The sequence below is a fragment of the Gordoniibacillus kamchatkensis genome (assembly GCF_000829455.1).
Classification (GTDB): domain Bacteria; phylum Bacillota; class Bacilli; order Paenibacillales; family NBRC-103111; genus Gordoniibacillus; species Gordoniibacillus kamchatkensis.
In genome coordinates, this window is the sequence record NZ_JXAK01000009.1 from 1 (window position 1) to 18758 (window position 18758).

At 58.8% G+C, this 18758-nt stretch carries 12 protein-coding genes and 2 pseudogenes; all 14 read left to right on the forward strand.

Translation table 11 applies throughout. The annotated features are described in order from the left end of the window. The first annotated feature begins 273 nt into the window (after window positions 1–273). The 14 genes and pseudogenes from pnp to SD70_RS06960 all read left to right on the forward strand — a co-directional run bounded on the left by pnp (window position 274) and on the right by SD70_RS06960 (window position 18705). Window positions 274–2358, forward strand: coding sequence for a polyribonucleotide nucleotidyltransferase (pnp, locus tag SD70_RS06900; RefSeq protein WP_041046977.1), 2085 nt, complete (start codon window positions 274–276; stop codon window positions 2356–2358). 357 nt (window positions 2359–2715) lie between these two features. Beyond that, a complete protein-coding gene (locus tag SD70_RS06905; RefSeq protein ID WP_041046893.1) occupies window positions 2716–3972 on the forward strand; it encodes a M16 family metallopeptidase in 1257 nt (418 codons plus the stop codon). Further along, the gene (dut, locus tag SD70_RS06910) at window positions 3959–4411 is read left to right on the forward strand and encodes a dUTP diphosphatase (protein WP_156157918.1); all 453 of its coding nucleotides are present in this window, start codon (window positions 3959–3961) and stop codon (window positions 4409–4411) included. Before SD70_RS06905 ends, dut begins: the two co-directional genes overlap by 14 nt. Window positions 4412–4551: 140 nt before the next feature. Further along, window positions 4552–5946 (forward strand): sedoheptulokinase, encoded by a 1395-nt coding sequence (locus tag SD70_RS06915; protein ID WP_197080958.1) that lies wholly within the window; start codon window positions 4552–4554, stop codon window positions 5944–5946. 61 nt (window positions 5947–6007) lie between these two features. Continuing rightward, the gene (locus SD70_RS06920; RefSeq protein WP_041046895.1) at window positions 6008–7246 is read left to right on the forward strand and encodes a response regulator; all 1239 of its coding nucleotides are present in this window, start codon (window positions 6008–6010) and stop codon (window positions 7244–7246) included. Between the two features lie 903 nt (window positions 7247–8149). After that, a pseudogene (locus tag SD70_RS40235) lies at window positions 8150–8332 on the forward strand (HAMP domain-containing protein); the annotation flags it as partial. Between the two features lie 119 nt (window positions 8333–8451). Next, window positions 8452–8565 (forward strand): annotated as a pseudogene (locus tag SD70_RS40240) (hypothetical protein); the annotation flags it as partial. Window positions 8566–8577: 12 nt separating this feature from the next. Continuing rightward, complete coding sequence (locus SD70_RS34610) at window positions 8578–9030, forward strand: sensor histidine kinase (RefSeq protein ID WP_041046897.1); 453 nt, start codon at window positions 8578–8580, stop codon at window positions 9028–9030. Between the two features lie 163 nt (window positions 9031–9193). Then, entirely contained in the window at window positions 9194–10180 is a 987-nt protein-coding gene (locus SD70_RS06935; RefSeq protein WP_231571081.1) for an ABC transporter permease, read from the forward strand. A gap of 19 nt (window positions 10181–10199) precedes the next feature. After that, a complete protein-coding gene (locus SD70_RS06940; RefSeq protein ID WP_041046898.1) occupies window positions 10200–11081 on the forward strand; it encodes a carbohydrate ABC transporter permease in 882 nt (293 codons plus the stop codon). A 42-nt stretch (window positions 11082–11123) separates the two neighbouring features. Continuing rightward, window positions 11124–15926: an FAD-dependent oxidoreductase gene (locus tag SD70_RS06945; protein ID WP_041046899.1), complete on the forward strand. Its 4803-nt coding sequence runs from the start codon at window positions 11124–11126 to the stop codon at window positions 15924–15926. A 186-nt stretch (window positions 15927–16112) separates the two neighbouring features. Beyond that, window positions 16113–17009 (forward strand): dipicolinate synthase subunit DpsA, encoded by an 897-nt coding sequence (dpsA, locus tag SD70_RS06950; protein ID WP_041046900.1) that lies wholly within the window; start codon window positions 16113–16115, stop codon window positions 17007–17009. Further along, entirely contained in the window at window positions 17009–17602 is a 594-nt protein-coding gene (locus SD70_RS06955) for a dipicolinate synthase subunit B (protein WP_041046901.1), read from the forward strand. Before dpsA ends, SD70_RS06955 begins: the two co-directional genes overlap by 1 nt. A 65-nt stretch (window positions 17603–17667) precedes the next feature. Further along, a complete protein-coding gene (locus SD70_RS06960; protein ID WP_041046902.1) occupies window positions 17668–18705 on the forward strand; it encodes an aspartate-semialdehyde dehydrogenase in 1038 nt (345 codons plus the stop codon). Window positions 18706–18758: the final 53 nt, after the last annotated feature.

The following is an 18758-nucleotide window of genomic DNA, read 5'->3' on the forward strand; positions in this document are numbered from 1 at the left end:
GGCGGAGCGGAGGGCGGAAACGAACCGGAGAGACGACTTTTAAAGCCGCGTTCATCCGCCAAGGATGAAGAAAGGAACGTGGCTTTAACGAGGCCGGAGGTTCGTTTCGACCCGCAGCGCAGCGCTATTTTCCAAATAGCCCCAGAGACTAGATCCAGCCCATGTTTTTCTGCAAAAAGAAGGAAATACTAGGCATTACGAAGAATGTTACATAGATGATGAATCGTACGCTTATAGCTTGCAGGAGGTAGACATTTGGTGAAAACTGTGCAAATGGATTTGGCGGGCAGGCCGCTCATCCTCGAGACGGGCCGTCTCGCCAAGCAAGCGGCAGCGGCCGTTAACGTTCGTTACGGGGAAACCGTCGTGCTTTGTACCGTAACCGTATCGCCCGAGCCAAAGCCGCTCGATTTTTTCCCGCTGACCGTGAACTACGAGGAACGGCTCTATTCCGTCGGCAAAATTCCGGGAGGCTTCATTAAGCGCGAAGGCCGTCCGAGCGAGAAAGCGATTCTCGCCGGCCGTCTGACGGACCGCCCGATTCGCCCCTTGTTCCCGGAAGGGTTCCGCAACGACGTGCAAATCGTGGCGATGGTCATGAGCGTCGATCAGGAATGCTCGCCGGAAATCGCGGCGATGATCGGCTGCTCGGCAGCGCTCAGCATATCCGAAATTCCGTTTAACGGACCGGTCGGCGGGGTCATCGTAGGCCGCGTGGACGGCGAGCTCGTCATCAACCCGACGACGGCGCAGGCGGAAAAGAGCGACCTGCATCTCGTCGTTGCCGGCACGAAGGACGCGATCATGATGGTCGAAGCCGGAGCCGAGGAAGTGCCGGAGGAAGTCATGCTCGAAGCGATCATGTTCGGCCATGACGAGATCAAAAAAATCGTCGCCCTGCAAGAGCAGCTCGTCGCCGAAGCCGGCAAGCCGAAGATGGAAGTGCAGCTGCATGCCGTCGACGAAGAAGTGAACCGGCAAGTGCGCGACTTTGCGGCGGCGAAGCTCGTGGAAGCGGTCCGCATCGCGGAAAAGCAAGCCCGCGCCGAAGCTATCGACGCGATCAATAAGGAAACCGTAGAGCATTTCACAACCGTGTACGCGGAAACGCCGGAGAAGCTGGCTGACGTGAAGGAAGTGCTGTACGACATCGTGAAAGAGGAAGTGCGCCGCCTCATTACGCACGACAAAGTGCGTCCGGACGGCCGCAAGCTCGATGAAATCCGGCCGATCGAATGCGATATTAGCCTGCTCCCGCGCACGCACGGCTCCGGCCTGTTCACCCGCGGCCAGACGCAGGCGCTGTCCGTCTGTACGCTCGGCGCCCTCGGCGACGTGCAAATTCTCGACGGCATCGGCCTCGAAGAAACGAAGCGGTTCATGCACCATTACAACTTCCCGCCGTTTTCCGTCGGCGAAGCCCGTCCGCTGCGCGCTCCGGGCCGCCGCGAGATCGGCCACGGCGCGCTCGGCGAGAGAGCGATCGAGCCGATTATCCCGAGCGAGTCGGAGTTCCCGTACACGATCCGCCTCGTCTCCGAGGTGCTGGAGTCGAACGGCTCGACGTCGCAAGCTTCCATCTGCGCATCGGTGCTTGCGCTCATGGACGCCGGCGTGCCGATCAAAGCACCGGTTGCCGGTGTGGCGATGGGGCTTATCAAGGACGGCGACCACTTCTCCATTTTGACCGACATTCAAGGGATGGAAGACCATCTCGGCGATATGGACTTCAAAGTAGCCGGTACGGCCAAAGGCGTTACCGCGCTGCAAATGGACATCAAGATCGACGGCATTAACCGCAACATCCTCGAGCAGTCGCTCGCCCAGGCGAAGGAAGGCCGGATGTTCATTTTGAACAAAATGCTGGAGCGCATTCAGGAACCAAAAAAATCGCTCTCGCCGTATGCGCCGAAGATCACCATCATGCAGATCAATCCGGACAAAATCCGCGACGTCATCGGCGCCGGCGGCAAAGTGATCAACAAGATCATCGACGAAACCGGCGTCAAGATCGATATCGAGCAGGACGGCCGCGTCTACATCGCTTCCCCGAGCGCCGAGGCGAACGAGAAAGCCCGTTCCATCATCGAAGGCATCGTGCGCGAAGTCGTCGTCGGCGAGACGTATCTGGGTACCGTGAAACGGATCGAGAAGTTCGGCGCGTTCGTCGAAGTGCTGCCGGGCAAAGAAGGGCTCGTCCACATTTCGCAGCTTGCGAGCGAACGGGTAGGCAAAGTCGAGGACGTTGTCAAGATCGGCGATAAAATTACGGTCAAAGTGACCGAAATCGATGCTCAAGGCCGCGTCAATTTGTCGCGCAAAGCGACTTTGCAGGCCGAAAGCCCGGTGAAATCGTAGCCGGAAATTGCGATAGGCAAGCGATCAAGTTTGCTCTCCTTCGGGGACGCAAACTTTTTTGTTGCGCCTACGTCTAAAACGAGTGCCGCGAACATAAGTTGGAGCACGGCGAAAGCGCGGCGGACGCAAAATGGCAAATTTGAGTCGGCACCGCATTTTTGATAGACTAGGCGTTGAGCTGGCCGAGGGACGCCCGGCGCATTGCAGAACGTTCCTTCCTCCAGCTTAGCGCCCAGGCGTTAAGCTGGCCGAGGGACGTCCGGCGCATTGCAGAACGTTCCTTCTCCAGCTTAACGCCCAGGTGGGTAATACGACCTGACACGACTCGCACCGGCTTCAGCCAAGGAGGAATCTTCGTTGATTCATACCCGACTTTCCAACGGCCTTAGGGTCGTCATGGAACAAATTCCGACAAGCCGCTCGGTCTCGTTCGGCATCTGGGTCAAAACCGGATCGCGCAACGAGAGCGACAAGAGCAACGGAATTTCGCATTTTATCGAACATATGCTGTTCAAAGGAACGAAGCGCCATTCGGCACAAGACATAGCGGAAGTGTTCGACGGCATCGGCGGCAACGTCAACGCCTTCACTTCCAAGGAATATACGTGCTATTACGCCAAAGTGCTCGACGAGCATTTGCCGATCGCCGTCGATGTGCTGGCCGACATGTTTTTTAACTCGCAGTTTGACGTGACGGAGCTGGAGAAGGAGAAAAACGTCATTTTCGAGGAAATTTCCATGTACGAAGATACGCCGGACGATCTCGTGCACGATTTGGTGGCTAAAGCTTCATACGGCACGCACCCGCTCGGACATACGATTCTTGGCACCGAGGACAACCTCGCGAGCATGACTCCGGACGATCTGCGGGCTTATATGGCGAACCACTATACGGTGGAAAATACCGTCATCGCCGCCGCAGGCAACTTGGACGATCGGGCTATCGAGCTGCTGGAGCGTCATTTCGGCTCGTTCGCGGCCCGCGGCGTGGAGAGCGACGACAAGGAGCCTGACTTCCTGTCCGAGCTGCTGTTCCATGAAAAGCAGACAGAGCAAAACCATATTTGCCTGACGCTGCCGGGGCTGTCGCTGCGAGAGCACAATTTATACCCGCTTATTTTGCTCAACAATGCGATCGGCGGCGGCATGAGCTCCCGGCTGTTCCAGGAAATCCGCGAGAAGCGCGGGCTTGCTTACTCGGTCTATTCGTACCATTCGGCCCATGCCGACAGCGGCTTGTTCACGATTTATGCGGGGACGGCGCCGAAGCAGACGGAGGAAGTGCTGAAAGTGACGCTGGAGCTGCTGTCGAACGTGAAGCGGAGCGGACTGACGCCGGCCGAGCTGAAAAAAGGCAAGGAGCAGCTGAAAGGCAGCCTCATCCTGAGCTTGGAAAGCAACGGCAGCCGGATGAACCGGCTCGGCAAAAACGAGCTGATGCTCGGCAAACATTACACGCTGGATGAAATGCTGCACCGCATCGACGCCGTAGTGATGGACGACATCGACCGCATGATCGCGAGCTTGTTCGCCCAACCGTTCGCGGTCGCCATGGTCGGCGCGAGCGTCGAACCGCTGCGCGATTTCAGGAGGGATGCGCTTGTCACCGTATAACGTATTGATCAAACGGCTCGAAGGAGCGGACGGCATCCCGCTGCCGCGCCGCATGTCCGAGCAGGCGAGCGGCTTCGATCTGCATGCCGCCGTAAGCGAGGACGTCGTCCTGGAGCCGGGCAAGCGCGCGCTCATCCCGACCGGCTTTGCGCTCAGCATGCCGCCCGAGCTTGAGGCGCAAATACGCCCGCGCAGCGGACTGGCTTTGAAGCACGGCATCACGTGCCTCAACACGCCCGGCACGATCGATGCCGACTATCGCGGCGAAATCAAAGTGCTGCTCATCAATTTGGGGGAAGAGCCGTTTGCGATTCGCCGCGGCGAGCGCATCGCGCAAATGGTGTTCCAGCTCGTTCCGCCCGTCCGGCTCGAGGAGACAATCGAGCTTGCCGAGACGGAGCGCGGAGCCGGAGGCTTTGGCCATACGGGTAAACTTTAACTGACCGATTATCGCCCGCATCCGGTGTTTAGTGCCGGATGCGGGCGATTTTTTTTTGCCGGCTGGCAACGAAATCAAGGTTGATGATCGGCGGCACAATGTGCATAATGAAGGCAAGCCGGCGCGAAGGAGCAAATCCATTGCAGCCATACCGACAGGAGGGATGGGCCATCATCGTCATCGGTATTGACATAGGAACGACATCGATTTGCGGTGCGGCCTACGAGGTAACGGCCAAACGTTTATTGCAAGCGGTTACGCTGCCCAACCGAAGCGGGCAAGCGGAACACGGTCAGGATCCTGCCAGCATATACGGCACCGTGGAAACGATATTGCGTCAGCTGCTTGCGCGCTATCCGAAAGCAGCCGGCATCGGCGTCACCGGACAAATGCACGGAATCGTCTATGTCGATCGGCACGGCCAAGCCGTGAGCCCGCTATATACATGGCAGGACAGGAAAGGGCTGCTGCCGGCAGGCGAGCATGAGACGATTGCGGAACGTATGGCACGAATAACCGGGTACGAGCTGTCGACCGGTTTCGGCCTGGTCACTCATGCGGCTTTGACGAGCCAGGGCAAGCTGCCCGCCGATGCAGTGAAGTTATGCACGATAGCGGATTACATCGCCATGCGGATCGTTCGTGGAAGCGCTCCCATCATTGAGGCTTCCAATGCGGCAAGCATCGGCATATTCGACGTTCGGCAAGGTCGCTTCGACGAAGCTGCGCTGGCAGCGGCCGGCATCTCTGCCGATTATCTTCCGGCAGTCCGCCCATCCGTAGCGCCGGCCGGGCATACGAGCGAAGGTATACCGGTATTCAACGCGCTGGGAGACAACCAAGCGAGTGTGCTCGGCTCCGTTAAAGAGCTGCGCACTTCATTGCTGCTGAACATAGGGACCGGAGGACAGCTTTCGGCATATTCGGATCGCTACACTGCGGCGGAAGGGCTGGAGACCAGGCCTTTTCCCGGGGGAGGCGTGCTGCTCGTCGGAGCGTCGCTCGCCGGCGGCAAAAGCTACGCGATGCTGGAACGTCTGTTCCGGAGCGTTGTGGATGTTTTCTCAGACGGAAGGGAACGGGAAACGTCCGCAAGCGGAAGAGAACTGTACGGGCGGATGGAACAACTGCTGGACCGTCTCCCGCCGGCAGGAGACAAGTTGACGGTGCGCACCCAATTTTACGGCACCCGGAGCGAGCCGGGCGCAAAAGGCGCGATCGAGGGAATCGGACCGGACAACTTGACGCCTGAACATTTGACCGAGGCGTTCCTTGCAGGCATGGCCGACGAATTGTACCGGTACTACGAGCTCCTTCCTCTTGAACTGCGCAGCGGATTCGCCACCGTTACCGGTTCCGGCAACGGCCTGCGGCATAACAAGCATTTGCGGCGAATTTGCGCCGAGCGGTTCGGCATGCCGATCGTGCTTTCCGCCGTGCGCGAAGAAGCGTCGGTCGGCGCGGCGCTGCACGCGGCGGTCGCATTAGGCGCCGCCGGCTACGATACGGCGGGCCGGCTGCTGCCCGGCGTTTAGAGCGCAGGTGCGGCAAGCACCCCCAGCAACCACCATACAGTACGGCAGGAGGTCAGGCATCATGTATACACTGCTGCTGGTCGAGGATGAGAATAAAGCGCGGGCCGCCTTAATGGAATACGTGCCGTGGCGCGAATGGAACATAGCGGACGTATTCGAGGCGGCAAACGGCAGACAAGCTTTGGAAGTCGCGAGGGAAAAGGCGCCGGACTTCGTATTGACCGACATACGCATGCCCGAAATGGACGGCATCGAATTGTCCCGGCGTTTGCATGAAGAGCTGCCGGACACGTACGTCATAATGCTCAGCGCTTATTCGGACGTCGCGTATTTGAAGGCGGCTATGAAAACGAGAGCTGTCGATTATTTGCTGAAGCCCGTCGATGTCGCCGAGCTGGAACAGGCGGTGCAGGCCGCCATCGGACGCAAGGCGGAGTCTGAGGTAAGGAAAAAGGAGCGGCACGTGCTGGAGCGGAATTTGCCGCTTTTGCGCGAACGCTTTTTCCTCTCTTTGCTGGAGGACGGCCGGCGAGGGCGGCAGGAGATTGCGGATATGTGCGCTTCGCTCGGGCTGCCTGCTGCGGACGGGATGAAGTGGCATGTTGCGGTGTTCCGCTTCGCCGCGAAGACGGGCGAGGCGCGCCCGCTTCGTTTTACTCCGGCCGTGCGGGAAGAGATGAAGTCGATGCTGCTGCAAGCGTTCCGCCGATTCGAGCCATGCCATGTCGTTATGAACGGGGAAACGGAATGGATCGTGCTGGCAGGGGTTCACGGCGATACCGAGCCGCACCCGCCTGCAGACCGCATCGCCGCGGAAGCACGGGCTCTGCTGGAAAACCATTTCGAGTTCGCCGTCATCGCCAACGTTTGCCGCACCGCGCTGGCATTGGCGGACTTGCACCGCAGCATGGGAATGCTGGAAGCGGCGGACGCCGGAGAAGGGACGGACAGCGGGACGACTCCGGCCGAGGAACGGCAAACGAAGCTCGTTCGGGCGATCAAGTCATATATTGAAGAGCGTTACAGCGACGAAACGCTGACCGTTGCGGACATCGCCGAACATCTCAATTACACGAGCGCTTACGTGTGCATGGCGTTCAAACGGGCGACCGGGCTCACGGTCAATCACTATATGAACCTTTACCGCATCCGCATGGCGAAGCGGCTTTTGGACGATCCGGCGATAAAATTGTACGAAGTCGCCGTGCGCGTCGGGTACAGCAATGAAAACTATTTCAGCAAAGTGTTTAAAAAATACGAGAGCGTTTCGCCTTCGGAGTACAAGCAAGGGAAGGAGTGAGCATGCGCCTTGCGGAACTTTCGCCTGCAGCACCGCATTTTCCTCTACTTCTCGCTGCTGATCATCATGTCGACGATTTTGTTCGGCTACTATGCCTATCAAGCCAACGTGCGGACCGCGGAAGACAATTTCACTTCCGCCGTCAAGGCGACGATGACGCAAGCGGCGAACGGCTTGGAGGGCGTGCTGAACGAAGCCGAGAAGCAGGCCAATTTGTTTGCCGCCAGCTATGCCGTGCAGGAATCGCTTTCGGACGACCCCGCTTCGGTCGTACAGCAGTATGACCGCTACTTGAACATGGAGCGGGTCGTAAACGCCTATGAGAAAAATTACGATTCGTTCGCGATTCGTCTGTTTTTGGATCGTCCGAGAAGGTTCATGAACGATGGGATTCGCTATTTCGACGCATCCGCGCTGAAAGGGGAAGAGGACGCCGGCTTTTTGTTCCGGCGCAATTCGGCGACGTATTGGGAGCTTTCGCCGGCTCCGGCGGACGGGGCACAAGGCGGGAGCTTGCTGTCGGTATACAGGAGCATTTTCAGTCTGTCCGATATTAGCACGTATCAAGGGACGGTAGCGTTCGATTTGAAGCCGAAAGCGTTCGCGGCCGCGATTAACGGCGTGAAGCTGCCGGACAACCGCCGCTTGTATTTGTTTGATGACAAGGGGCGGGGCCTCTATGACAGCGGCGATGGCGGCGAGCAAGCAGCGCTGCCGGGCAAAACGACGATGAACCGGATTCGGCAAAAGGCGGAAGGCAGCTTTCAGGTGGAGATGGCCGGCGGTTCGCAGCTTCTCGTATATGAGCGGCTGCGGCAGTACCCGATCTATATGGCGGTATACATTCCGCTGTCGGACATTTCCAACCGCAGCAAAACGATTTTGTACCAGTTCATTTGGGTGATGATTGCGGTGCTGACGCTGACGTTTGCGGTCGCATACGGCATTTCGCGCGGCGTGACGAGGCGGCTGAAGCGGCTGATGAACGCGATGGGCCAGGTCGAGAGCCACGAGTTCAACATCCAGGTGCCGACCGACCGCAGCGACGAAATCGGCATCCTGACGCGTAAATTCAATTGGATGATCGAGCGCATCCGGCTGCTGATCGAAGACGTGTACAAATCGAACTACGAGAAAAAAGCGGCGGAGCTGAAGCTGCTGCAGGCGCAGATCAACCCGCATTTCTGTACAACACGCTCAACAGCGTGCATTGGCTTGCGGTCAAGCACCAAGCTCCCGACATCAGCTATATGGTCCGCAATTTATCCGACTTTTTCCGCCTCAGCCTCCATGTGGACGACAGCTCCACGCTGGGAACGGAGCTGAAGCACTTGAAGGCGTATTTCAACATCCAGCGATACCGGTTCGAGGACAAAATCGAGCTCGTCGACGAAGTCGACGAATCGCTGCTCGATGTGGAAGTGCCGCCGCTCATTTTGCAGCCGCTGGTCGAGAACGCCATCCTGCACGGCATTTTGCCCGACGGCGAGCGGAAAGGGGTCATCGCGGTGCGCGCCGCCTGCAGCAAAGACGTGCTGACGCTGGAAGTGGCGGATAACGGCCGGGGCATGGACGGGGAAAGGCTGAAGCAGGTGAGAGCCGCGCTTGCATCGGACCGGCCGGAGGCGGAAGGGACAGGGCTGCGCAACGTGCATCGGAGAATCCGGTACCGCTACGACGAGCCGTACGGTCTTCGCGTGTACAGCGAACCGGAAGCGGGTACTCGCTGCGAGCTGACTCTCCCCAAGGCTCACGGCGGCAAAGATAAAAGAGATACAGAATAACGATCGAATGCCAGGCGCGGCCCTTAAGGGGCGGCGCTTTCGTTTGCGGCGGACAGAAGTTAATATTTTACCCGTTCATTGAATCCTGTACATTCAGATGCCCGACTGCGGTGTGCTATAGTGAAAGCATTCGGTAAAACGCTTTCATAAAGGGGAGGCCGCCATGATTACGAGACAACGAACGCACATCCCGCTGGCCGCGAATCCGATGACAAGCGGACCGCCGAAGCGGCGAACGGAGCCTGGCAAGGGCGGCAGGTTCCGGCGCGAAGGATACGGGCAAATGTACTTGATTTTGCTGCCGTCGCTCCTTCTTCTTGTGATATTCAAGTACGTGCCGATGGGCGGACTCGTTATCGCGTTTCAGGACTACAATATTTTCCAAGGTGTGCGGGGCAGCGATTTCGTCGGCCTGCAGCAGTTCCGTGAGCTGTTTGCCAGCGAAGAATTTTACCGGGTGCTGCTGAACACGCTTCTGATCAATTTTTACAAGCTGCTCTTCTGGGTTCCGCTGCCGGCGTTCACTGCCATTTTGCTGAACGAAGTTCGTTTGCTGCTGTTTCGCAAAATCGTGCAGACGACGCTGTACATGCCTCACTTCCTGTCTTGGGTTATCGTCGGCGGCATTTTCGTCAACCTGCTGCAAATCAACGGCGGTTTGGTCAACGACGTCATCGCTTGGTTCGGCGGCCATCGCGTATCGTTCATGCTGCAGCCCGAATTTTTCCGCCATATCGTCGTCGCTTCGGCGATGTGGAAAGAGGTCGGCTGGGGCACGATCGTCTACTTGGCGGCGATCGCGGGCATCAACCCGCAGCTGTACGAAGCCGCCGTCATGGACGGGGCGTCCAAGCTGCAGCAAATTCGCCATATTACGATCCCGGGCATTGCCGGCACGGTCGTCCTGATGGCGATTATGTCGCTGGGCAGCGTGCTGACGAATTCGTTCGAACAAATTCTCGTCATGTATAACGCTGCGGTCTATGATGTGGCGGACGTACTGGAAACTTACGTGTTTCGCAACGGTATCGGACAGATGCAGTACTCGTTTACGACTGCCGTCGGCATATTCAGCGGAGTCGTCGGGTTCGTGCTCGTCGTAACGACCAACGCGCTGTGCCGCAAATTTTTACATCGGGGCATGTGGTGAGGAAAGGGGGCAGCACATCATGAACAAGCTGGCAGCAAGAAGCGATCGTATCGTTACCGCGTTCGCCTATTTGCTCCTGATCGTATCCGCGCTGCTCGTGGCCTTGCCGTTTTTGAACCTGCTGTCGATCTCGCTCAGCTCGGCTAATCCTGTCGTCTCCGGCGACGTCGGACTTTGGCCGAAGCAGCTCCAGTGGGACGCGTACCGGTACGTGATAAAGGCCGGAGCGTTTTACAGCTCGCTGCGCATATCGATTGCCATTACGCTCGTCGGCAGCTTGCTCGGCATCGTGCTCTCGGTCATGGCCGCGTATCCGCTCTCGAAGCCGCAGCTGCCGGGCCGCAAAGGGCTCGTGCTGCTGTACGTGTTCACGATGATGTTCAGCGGCGGCATCGTTCCGCAATATTTGCTCATGAACAGCCTGCATTTGCTGAATACGATATGGGCCGTCATCCTGCCGTCCGTCACCGCCGTATTCAACTTGCTGATCGTGAAAAACTATTTCGAGTCGCTCCCGGAAGAAATCGAGGAAGCCGCCAAAATCGACGGCGCCTCGCCGCTCTTCATTTTGTTCCGGATAATGCTGCCGCTGTCCGCGCCCGTCATCGCCACCATTTTTCTGTTCTATGCGGTCGGGTTCTGGAACGACTACTTCAACGCGCGGCTGTACATCACCGACCAACACATGATGCCGCTGCAAGTGTACTTGCGGACGGTCATTTTCGAAGCGCAAGATCCGTCTGGCAATTTCAAGCTGGATTCGACGAATGTCGGCAGCCTGGCGCCGCAAAGCATCATCAATGCGACCGTCATATTGTCGATGCTGCCGATGGTCGCGCTGTATCCGTTCCTGCAAAAGTTTTTCCTGCGCGGCATGGTCATCGGCTCGGTGAAAGGATAGCCATGCGGCAACGAAACGACATCCAATAAGGAGGAACCGGTCATGAGAGGAATGAAACGATGGACGGCCCGCGCGGCCACGATGGCGATAGCGACGTCGCTCGCGCTAACGGGCTGCGGCGGGGGAGGGCAGAAGGCCGCGCCGGGCGGACCGGCGGCAGCGCCGCAACCGGGGCCCGCGGCAAACAGCGGCAAGCTGAATGCGCAGCTGAAATTTTTGTCCTATCAGGACAACTTCGACCCGGCCACGGATTACGAACGCCAGCTCATCAAAGACGTCCTAGGCGTCGACATCGTGCCTTCGATGGGCAACGAGGACGACAAAGTCAATCTGGTGCTCAGCTCAGGCCAGGACTACGACATGATTTCCATGAACAACCGCAACCTGCTGGCCATGTACGCCAAAAACCAGGCGATCCAGCCGCTCAATCAACTGATCGACCAGTACGGCCCGAACCTCAAGAAGGCGTTCTCCAAAGAGCAGTGGGATATGGTGTCTTCCGGCGGGAACATCTATGCCATTCCGACCTTCAATTACGAAGCGGTTACAGACGGGATCGTCATTCGCAAAGACTGGCTCGACAAGCTGAACCTGCCGCTGCCGACAACGCCGAACGAGCTGTACACCGCGCTCAAGGCGTTCAAGGACAAAGATCCGGGCGGCGTGGGCAAAGACAAGGTGATTCCGTTCTCGTTCTCCGCCGGCGACCCCGGCCACCAGTTGAACATCAGCGGATTGGCGGAAGCGTTCGGCCTCAGCCGCGGCCCTGCGGATTTCGTCATCAAGAACGGAAACATCGAGGCGGGCGTCGATCAGCCCGGGGCCAAAGCGTACATGACGTATTTGAACAAGCTGAATAACGAAGGGCTGCTTGACCCGGATGCGGCGGCGTCGAAGCACGCCAAAATCGTGGAAAAGGTCGGCGCCGGCCTCGTCGGAGCCGCAGCGCTGTCCTGCTGGGATTCGGCGGCGCTGAAGGCGCTCAAGGAAAAAGACCCGAAAGCGGAGCTCGTGTTTCTGCCGCCGCTGAAGGACGAGAACGGCAAGCAGGCCATTGCCGGCACAGGCGGTTTGTACAGCTTCGTCATCGTGCCGAAAGCTTCGAAGAAGGCGGCGGAAGTGGTGCAATACGCCAACGCGTTCCTCGATCCGAGGAACTATACGAAGCTCATTCTCGGCGAAGAGAACGTGACGTATAAAGTCGAAGGCGGCAAATATTACCCGATCTTCCCCGAGTTCAACAAGCTGAACAAAGGGCGCTGGTTTTATCCGGTCAACGATTCCAAAATGTATACGCCGCTTTTCGGCGCGCGCGCCCGCAAAGAGAAGGAGATGGGCGAGCTGTGGGACGACATTAACGCCAAGTCGCTAAAATTCATGTATACGCCCGTCATCAACAATGCGCCGGTTGTCGAAGCCGAGCAGAAGTCGGGGCAAGCGCTCCGCAACCTGGTTCACGAACGGCTGATCAAAATGATGCTCGACTCCGGGGAGCTGGCCAAGTTCGACGAATTCGTCCAAAACGTGGAAAAGCAAAGGCGGCGCCGCTCTGACGGAAGATTACAACAAATGGTACCAATCGACGAAGTAAGCTCGAACTGGTACGGCTCGGAAAATGGGGGGCGGACCGCGGTTCCGCTTCCCATTTTGCGCACATTGCCCGCAAAGGATGGGATGAACATGTATTGCACGATTCCCGCCGGAGAGCTTCCGGTTTTGTTTGAGGCGGACGCCGCTGTCATCGGCGGCTCGCTGGCCGGCGTCGCTTGCGCGCTGCGGCTGGCCAAAGCAGGGAAGCACACGGTCCTCGTCGAGCAGCGCACCTATTTGGGCAGGGAGATTACGGCTGCGCTTCGGCCTTGGCTGGAGCTTGAGGCGGAGAGCGGTCAGGAGCCGCTGCCGGAAGCGCTGCGCGCGTGCGTCGTCGTCGGCGGCGGCGAAACGGCGGGCGAGGTGCCGCTCGATCCGGACGTGCTGAAGCGAACGCTGGAAGATTTGCTGATCGAGCATCAAGTGAACTTTCTTTATGCCACCGCTGCGGTCGGCATTGTGGAAACGGGCGGAAGAGCGAGCGGCGTGGCGATCGCCAACAAGTCGGGAAGGCAGGCGATCCGCTGCCGCACCGTTGTCGACATGACGGAGACGGCGATTACGTCTTTGCTGTGCGGCGAAGCGGCGGACGGGTACCGGTACGGTCCGACGGCCAGGTACAGCCGGACGCTCGAATTTACCGATGTGGAGGACCGGGACGTTTCGGAACCATGGAGCGTGCCCGTGGCGGAGGAGCTGGGTATTGCCGGCAACCTTGTGCGGCTGCACCGAGGATGCCGCGGAGCCGGCCATGTCTTGGCCGAATACGAGCTTGAGCTGCCGAGCGGCAACGGATTGCATGCAGACCGGGAGCGTGAGACGGCGGCGCGCCACACGGGAATGCGGCTTGCCGCTTATTTGATTCGCAACGAAGCCGCTTTTCGCCGCGCGTTTCTCGCCGCTTCCTCTTACGAGCTGCACGGTCCTTTTCCGCTTCAGCCGTCTCCGCCCGGGGCCGCTGCCGCCCAATTCGATCTTGATCGGTACGAAACCCGGGTGCCGGGAGTATTTTGCTTTGGGAAAGATCTCGTCGTGCGCGGCGATACGACGCTTCTGGACCCCGTCCGCGCTTATGCTTTCGGCGATCTGGCTGGCGAGAAGCTGCTGCCGCATGTCGGCGGAGGCCCGTTCCCGGTCGATAACCGGGAAGGGAGCCTGGTACAAAGCGCGATATCGGATGCTTGCGCGGACGCTCCCGACGCGTTCGTCCCCTCTTTAACCGGCTCAGACACAGGAACGCCTGCCATGTTTGTCGGCGACCAGACAGTGCCGCTGCGGGAGCAGGTTGATGTGCTCGTTGCCGGGGGAGGCTCCAGCGGGGCAAGCGCGTCGATTACCGCCGCCCGGGAAGGGATGCGGACGATGCTGCTGGAGCTGAACCCCGGCCTTGGCGGCACGGGGACGTTCGGCGGCGTGGATAGTTACTGGTTCGGCCGGCGAACCGGATTCGCCGCCCGGATCACGGAGTCCGTGCTGACCGTGCAGCAGGAGCTGCAGTATAAAGGCCACAAGTGGAACATCGAAGCGAAAATGTACGCCCTGCTGCGGGAGGCGGAGTCGGCAGGAGTGCAATGGGTGCTGAACGCGATCACCTTCGGTGCATTAAAGAAAGGCGACCGGGTTTGCGGAGCGGTCGCCGCGACGCGCTGGGGGCCGATTGCAGTTGTGGCGAAGGCCGTCATCGACGCGACCGGGGACGGGGATATTGCCGCTTTCGCGGGGGCGGATTACGTATACGGTTCGGAGAAAGACAGGACGGTCATGTGGTATTCGCTGGCGCAATTCAAGGCGCCGGGCCGAACGCAAAACAACTTCACGAGCATGGTCGACGTATCCGATGCGCTCGATTATACCCGCGCCATCGTCGCGGGAAGGCGGAGAGGGGCAAGCTGCCACGACCACGGCATTTATGTCGCGACAAGAGAAAGCCGCCATATTCGGGGCGACGTGACGATGACATTATCCGATCAGCTGCTGTATCGCCGCTGGCCGGACGCCGTCAACGTTCATTTCAGCAATCACGACGTTAAAGGGGTGAGCGGGGCGGATTGGGTCAATGTCGGCCTCATACCGCCGAACCTGGAGATTGAAATTCCGTACAGGATGCTTCTGCCGCAAGGGCTTGAAGGCATAATGGTAGCGGGAAAAGCCATCTCGGCGACCCACGACGCGCTGCCGGCGATCCGGATGCAGTCCGATCTCGAAAATTTGGGCGCGGTTGCGGCGCTGGCTGCGGCGATGGCCGTCCGCTCGGGCACCGTGCCCAGATCGATCGATGTCAAAGCGCTGCAGGCACGGGCGGCGCAGGAAGGGCTCATCGACAGGACGGTTGTAACGCGAAAGCTGGCTTCGATCCAGTACAGCGACGAGCAGCTGGAGCGATTGGCGGACAGCATCGAAGCGGACCGGCCGCTTTACGACTACGCCAACATGCGGATGAACGAAACGTATCGCCATCCGATCCCGTTCGCGGAAATATGCTCCGCAGGCGAACGGATCGTGCCGGTACTTGTCCGCGCGCTCGGTTCGGCCGGCGGCGCCAAGAAAATCCGGCTCGCCCAGGCGCTCTCCATGCTCGGTTCGCAGGCGGGCGTCCCGACACTAGTGGAAACGCTCATGAACGAACTGAATGGCAACTCGCTTCCTGTACGGACGGCGGAAATCATGTACGTGCAGCTTCCGCCGGACCACGGGGCGATGCCTGACGCCGCCTATTTGCTTTATTCGCTCGCCCAGGCGGCCGATCCGAGAAGCGTGCCTGTATGGGAGCGGGTAGCGGCATTGCTGAATCCGGGTGAGGACGATTTTAAAGATTCGCACAAAGGTATTTATTATTACATCGATGCTATATGCCAAGGGGCCGAACGGTTGGGCGACGCGGCGGCTCTGCCCGTCCTCCGGCAGCTGCACATGCTCCCGCTCCTGAACGGCCAGCAGCAGGCGATAGGAGCTCAGCCGGATTACTTCAAGGAGCGGCGGGCGATGCTGGAGCTCGCTCTCGGCCGGGCAATGGCGCGGTGCGGCGGTAAAGAGGGCTATGACGTGCTGATCGCCTATTTGAGCGATAACCGGACTCTGCTCGCCAAGAGCGCGCTGCTCGAACTGCGGCGCATCAGCGGCCTGTCTTACGGCCGTCAGCCGGAGAGATGGCAATTATGGCTGGAAGAGCAGAAGCCTTACCTGCGCACGTATCCGTTCTGCATGCGGCTAGATATGGAGGAGGACAGCTCTAGGCTGCTCAGAAGGGAGCTATAGTCCGGACAGCATCTACGAACGGCCTGCAGCCGATGCAGGCCGTTCGTTTGCGTCCGCTCTTCCGCAATTCTGCTGCCGCTTCTAGCACGTTGCCGGGCAGGGCGATCGCCCGGCGCAAGTCACCCTTCTTGGGCGTATGCATACGATAACGTAGCAAAACGGACCGAGGAAGGGGTGCGAACCAACGTGCTGACCGGAGTGCAAGCCGCTTTTATCGGCGGCGATGCGAGACAGCTCGAAATCATTCAGCGCTTCATTGAGCTGGACGCTACGGTGACGCTGTACGGCTTCGACAATTTGCATAACAACTTTCCTGGCGTAAGCAAGGAAATGCTCACCCCGGAGTCGCTGGCGCAGGCGGACGCGGTAATTTTGCCGGCGGTGGGGTCGGACGATAGCGGCAGGGTGGAATCGATTTTTGCGACAGAAGAGCTGGTGCTGTCGGAAGAGGTTATCGCCGGGATGAAGAAGGACGCGCGCATCTTTTGCGGCATGGCGAAGCCTTATTTGAAAAATTTATGCCAAAAATACGGCATTCAGCTCATGGAGCTGTTCGAGCGCGACGACGTGGCGATTTATAACTCGATCCCTACGGCGGAGGGCGCGCTCATGATGGCGATTCAAAATACGGACATTACGATTCACGGATCGCAATGCATGGTGCTCGGCTTTGGCCGGACCGGCGTTACGATGGCAAGAACGCTGCAAGGATTGGGCGCCAAAGTGAAGGTCGGGGTGCGGCGGGCGGAGCATTTTGCAAGGGCGTACGAGATGGGTTTTCAGCCTTTTTACACGGATGATTTGTACCAGCAGGCGGCCAATATTGACTTGCTTTTTAATACAATTCCGACTATGATAGTCACAGCGCAAGTAATCACCAATATTCCGCACCGCGCGGTCATTATCGACCTTGCTTCGAGGCCCGGCGGCACCGATTTCCGGTTCGCCGAGAAGAGAGGCATCAAGGCGATATTGGCTCCCGGTCTTCCCGGCATCGTCGCACCCAAAACGGCTGGACGCATCATGGCGAACACGCTCAGTCAGCTGCTGGAAAGCGACATGCAGAAGGGGAGAGGTGGGTAATGGATTGGAACGGATTGACGGTAGGCTATGCGCTTACGGGGTCTCACTGCACGCTGGAAGAAGTGATGCCGCAAATCCGGCGGTTTGTCGATGCCGGCGCGAACGTCGTGCCGATAGTGTCGTATTCGGTGCAGACGACCGATACGCGGTTCGGCAACGCTTCGGATTGGCTGCAGCAACTCAGAGACATTACGGGCAACGACATTGTCGACAGCATCGTGAAGGCGGAGCCGCTCGGACCGTCGAAGCTGATGGACGTTATGGTCATTGCGCCTTGTACCGGCAACACGACGAGCAAGCTGGCCAACGCGATGACGGAGAGCCCGGTACTGATGGCGGCGAAAGCGCAAATGCGCAATCAAAGGCCGCTCGTGCTGGCGATTTCCACGAACGACGGGCTAGGCCTTAATGCGGCGAACATCGCCAAGCTGCTCATCATGAAAAACATTTATTTCGTACCGTTCGGTCAAGACGCTCCGAAGGTGAAGCCGAATTCGCTCGTCGCGCGCATGGACCTCGTTATGGAAACGTGCGAAGCCGCCTTGCAAGGCAAGCAGCTGCAGCCGCTCTTAATCGAACGCTACAATTATTAATCGCCGTTAAAGCTCCGAATAGGGGCTTTTCCTATATATAAACAGGTTGAGGGGAGAAGCAACAAATGTCGAATCAGAAACTGTTTACCGTAGCTGTAGTCGGAGCCACAGGCGCCGTCGGCGAGCAGATGATCCGCTTGCTGGAGGAGCGCAATTTCCCCATTCAAGAGCTGAAGCTGCTGTCGTCGAAACGTTCCGCCGGCACGAAGCTTCGTTTCAAAGGCCGCGAAATCACCGTTGAAGAGGCAACGCCGGAAAGCTTCCAGGGCGTCGAGATCGCGCTCTTCAGCGCGGGCGGCGACGTGAGCAAGGAGCTGTGCCCGGTGGCCGCCGGCGCCGGCGCCGTCTGCATCGACAACACGAGCGCGTTTCGGATGGATCCGGACACCCCCCTTGTCGTACCGGAAGTGAACATCGACAAAATCAACGAACATAAAGGCATTATCGCCAACCCGAACTGCTCTACGATTCAGATGGTGCAAGTATTAAAGCCTCTCCACGACCGCTTTGGCGTTTCGCGGGTTATCGTCTCTACGTACCAGGCCGTCTCCGGCGCCGGAGCCCGCGCCGTCGAGGAACTGTGGCGCCAATCGAAGGAGATCGTAAACGGGAACGAAGTGAAGCCGGACATTCTTCCGGTATCGTCGCTACCGGTGAAGCATCAGATCGCCTTCAACGCCATTCCGCAAATTGACAAGTTCCTCGATAACGGCTTCACGAACGAAGAGATGAAGATGACTCGCGAGACGAAAAAAATTATGGGCGACGATTCGATCGAAGTGTCGGCGACATGCGTGCGTATTCCTGTCGCTTACGGCCACTCCGAATCCGTATACGTCGAGCTGAAGCAAGATTTCGATGTGGAAGAAGTCAAGCGCCTGCTCGCGGATGCCCCGGGCGTCGTCCTTCAGGACGACCCGGCGAAGCAGCTGTATCCGCTCGCTGCGAGCGCCGCCGGCAAGCTGGACACGTTCGTCGGCCGCGTGCGCCGCGATTTGAGCAATCCGCGCGGGCTGCATATGTGGATCGTCTCCGACAATTTGCTTAAAGGCGCCGCTTGGAACGCAGTGCAAATTGCGGAATATATTGCCATACAGGCATAAGTAACGCAAGGCGCGGCCGTCCAAACAGGCGGCACGAATATGGCACAGGGGGG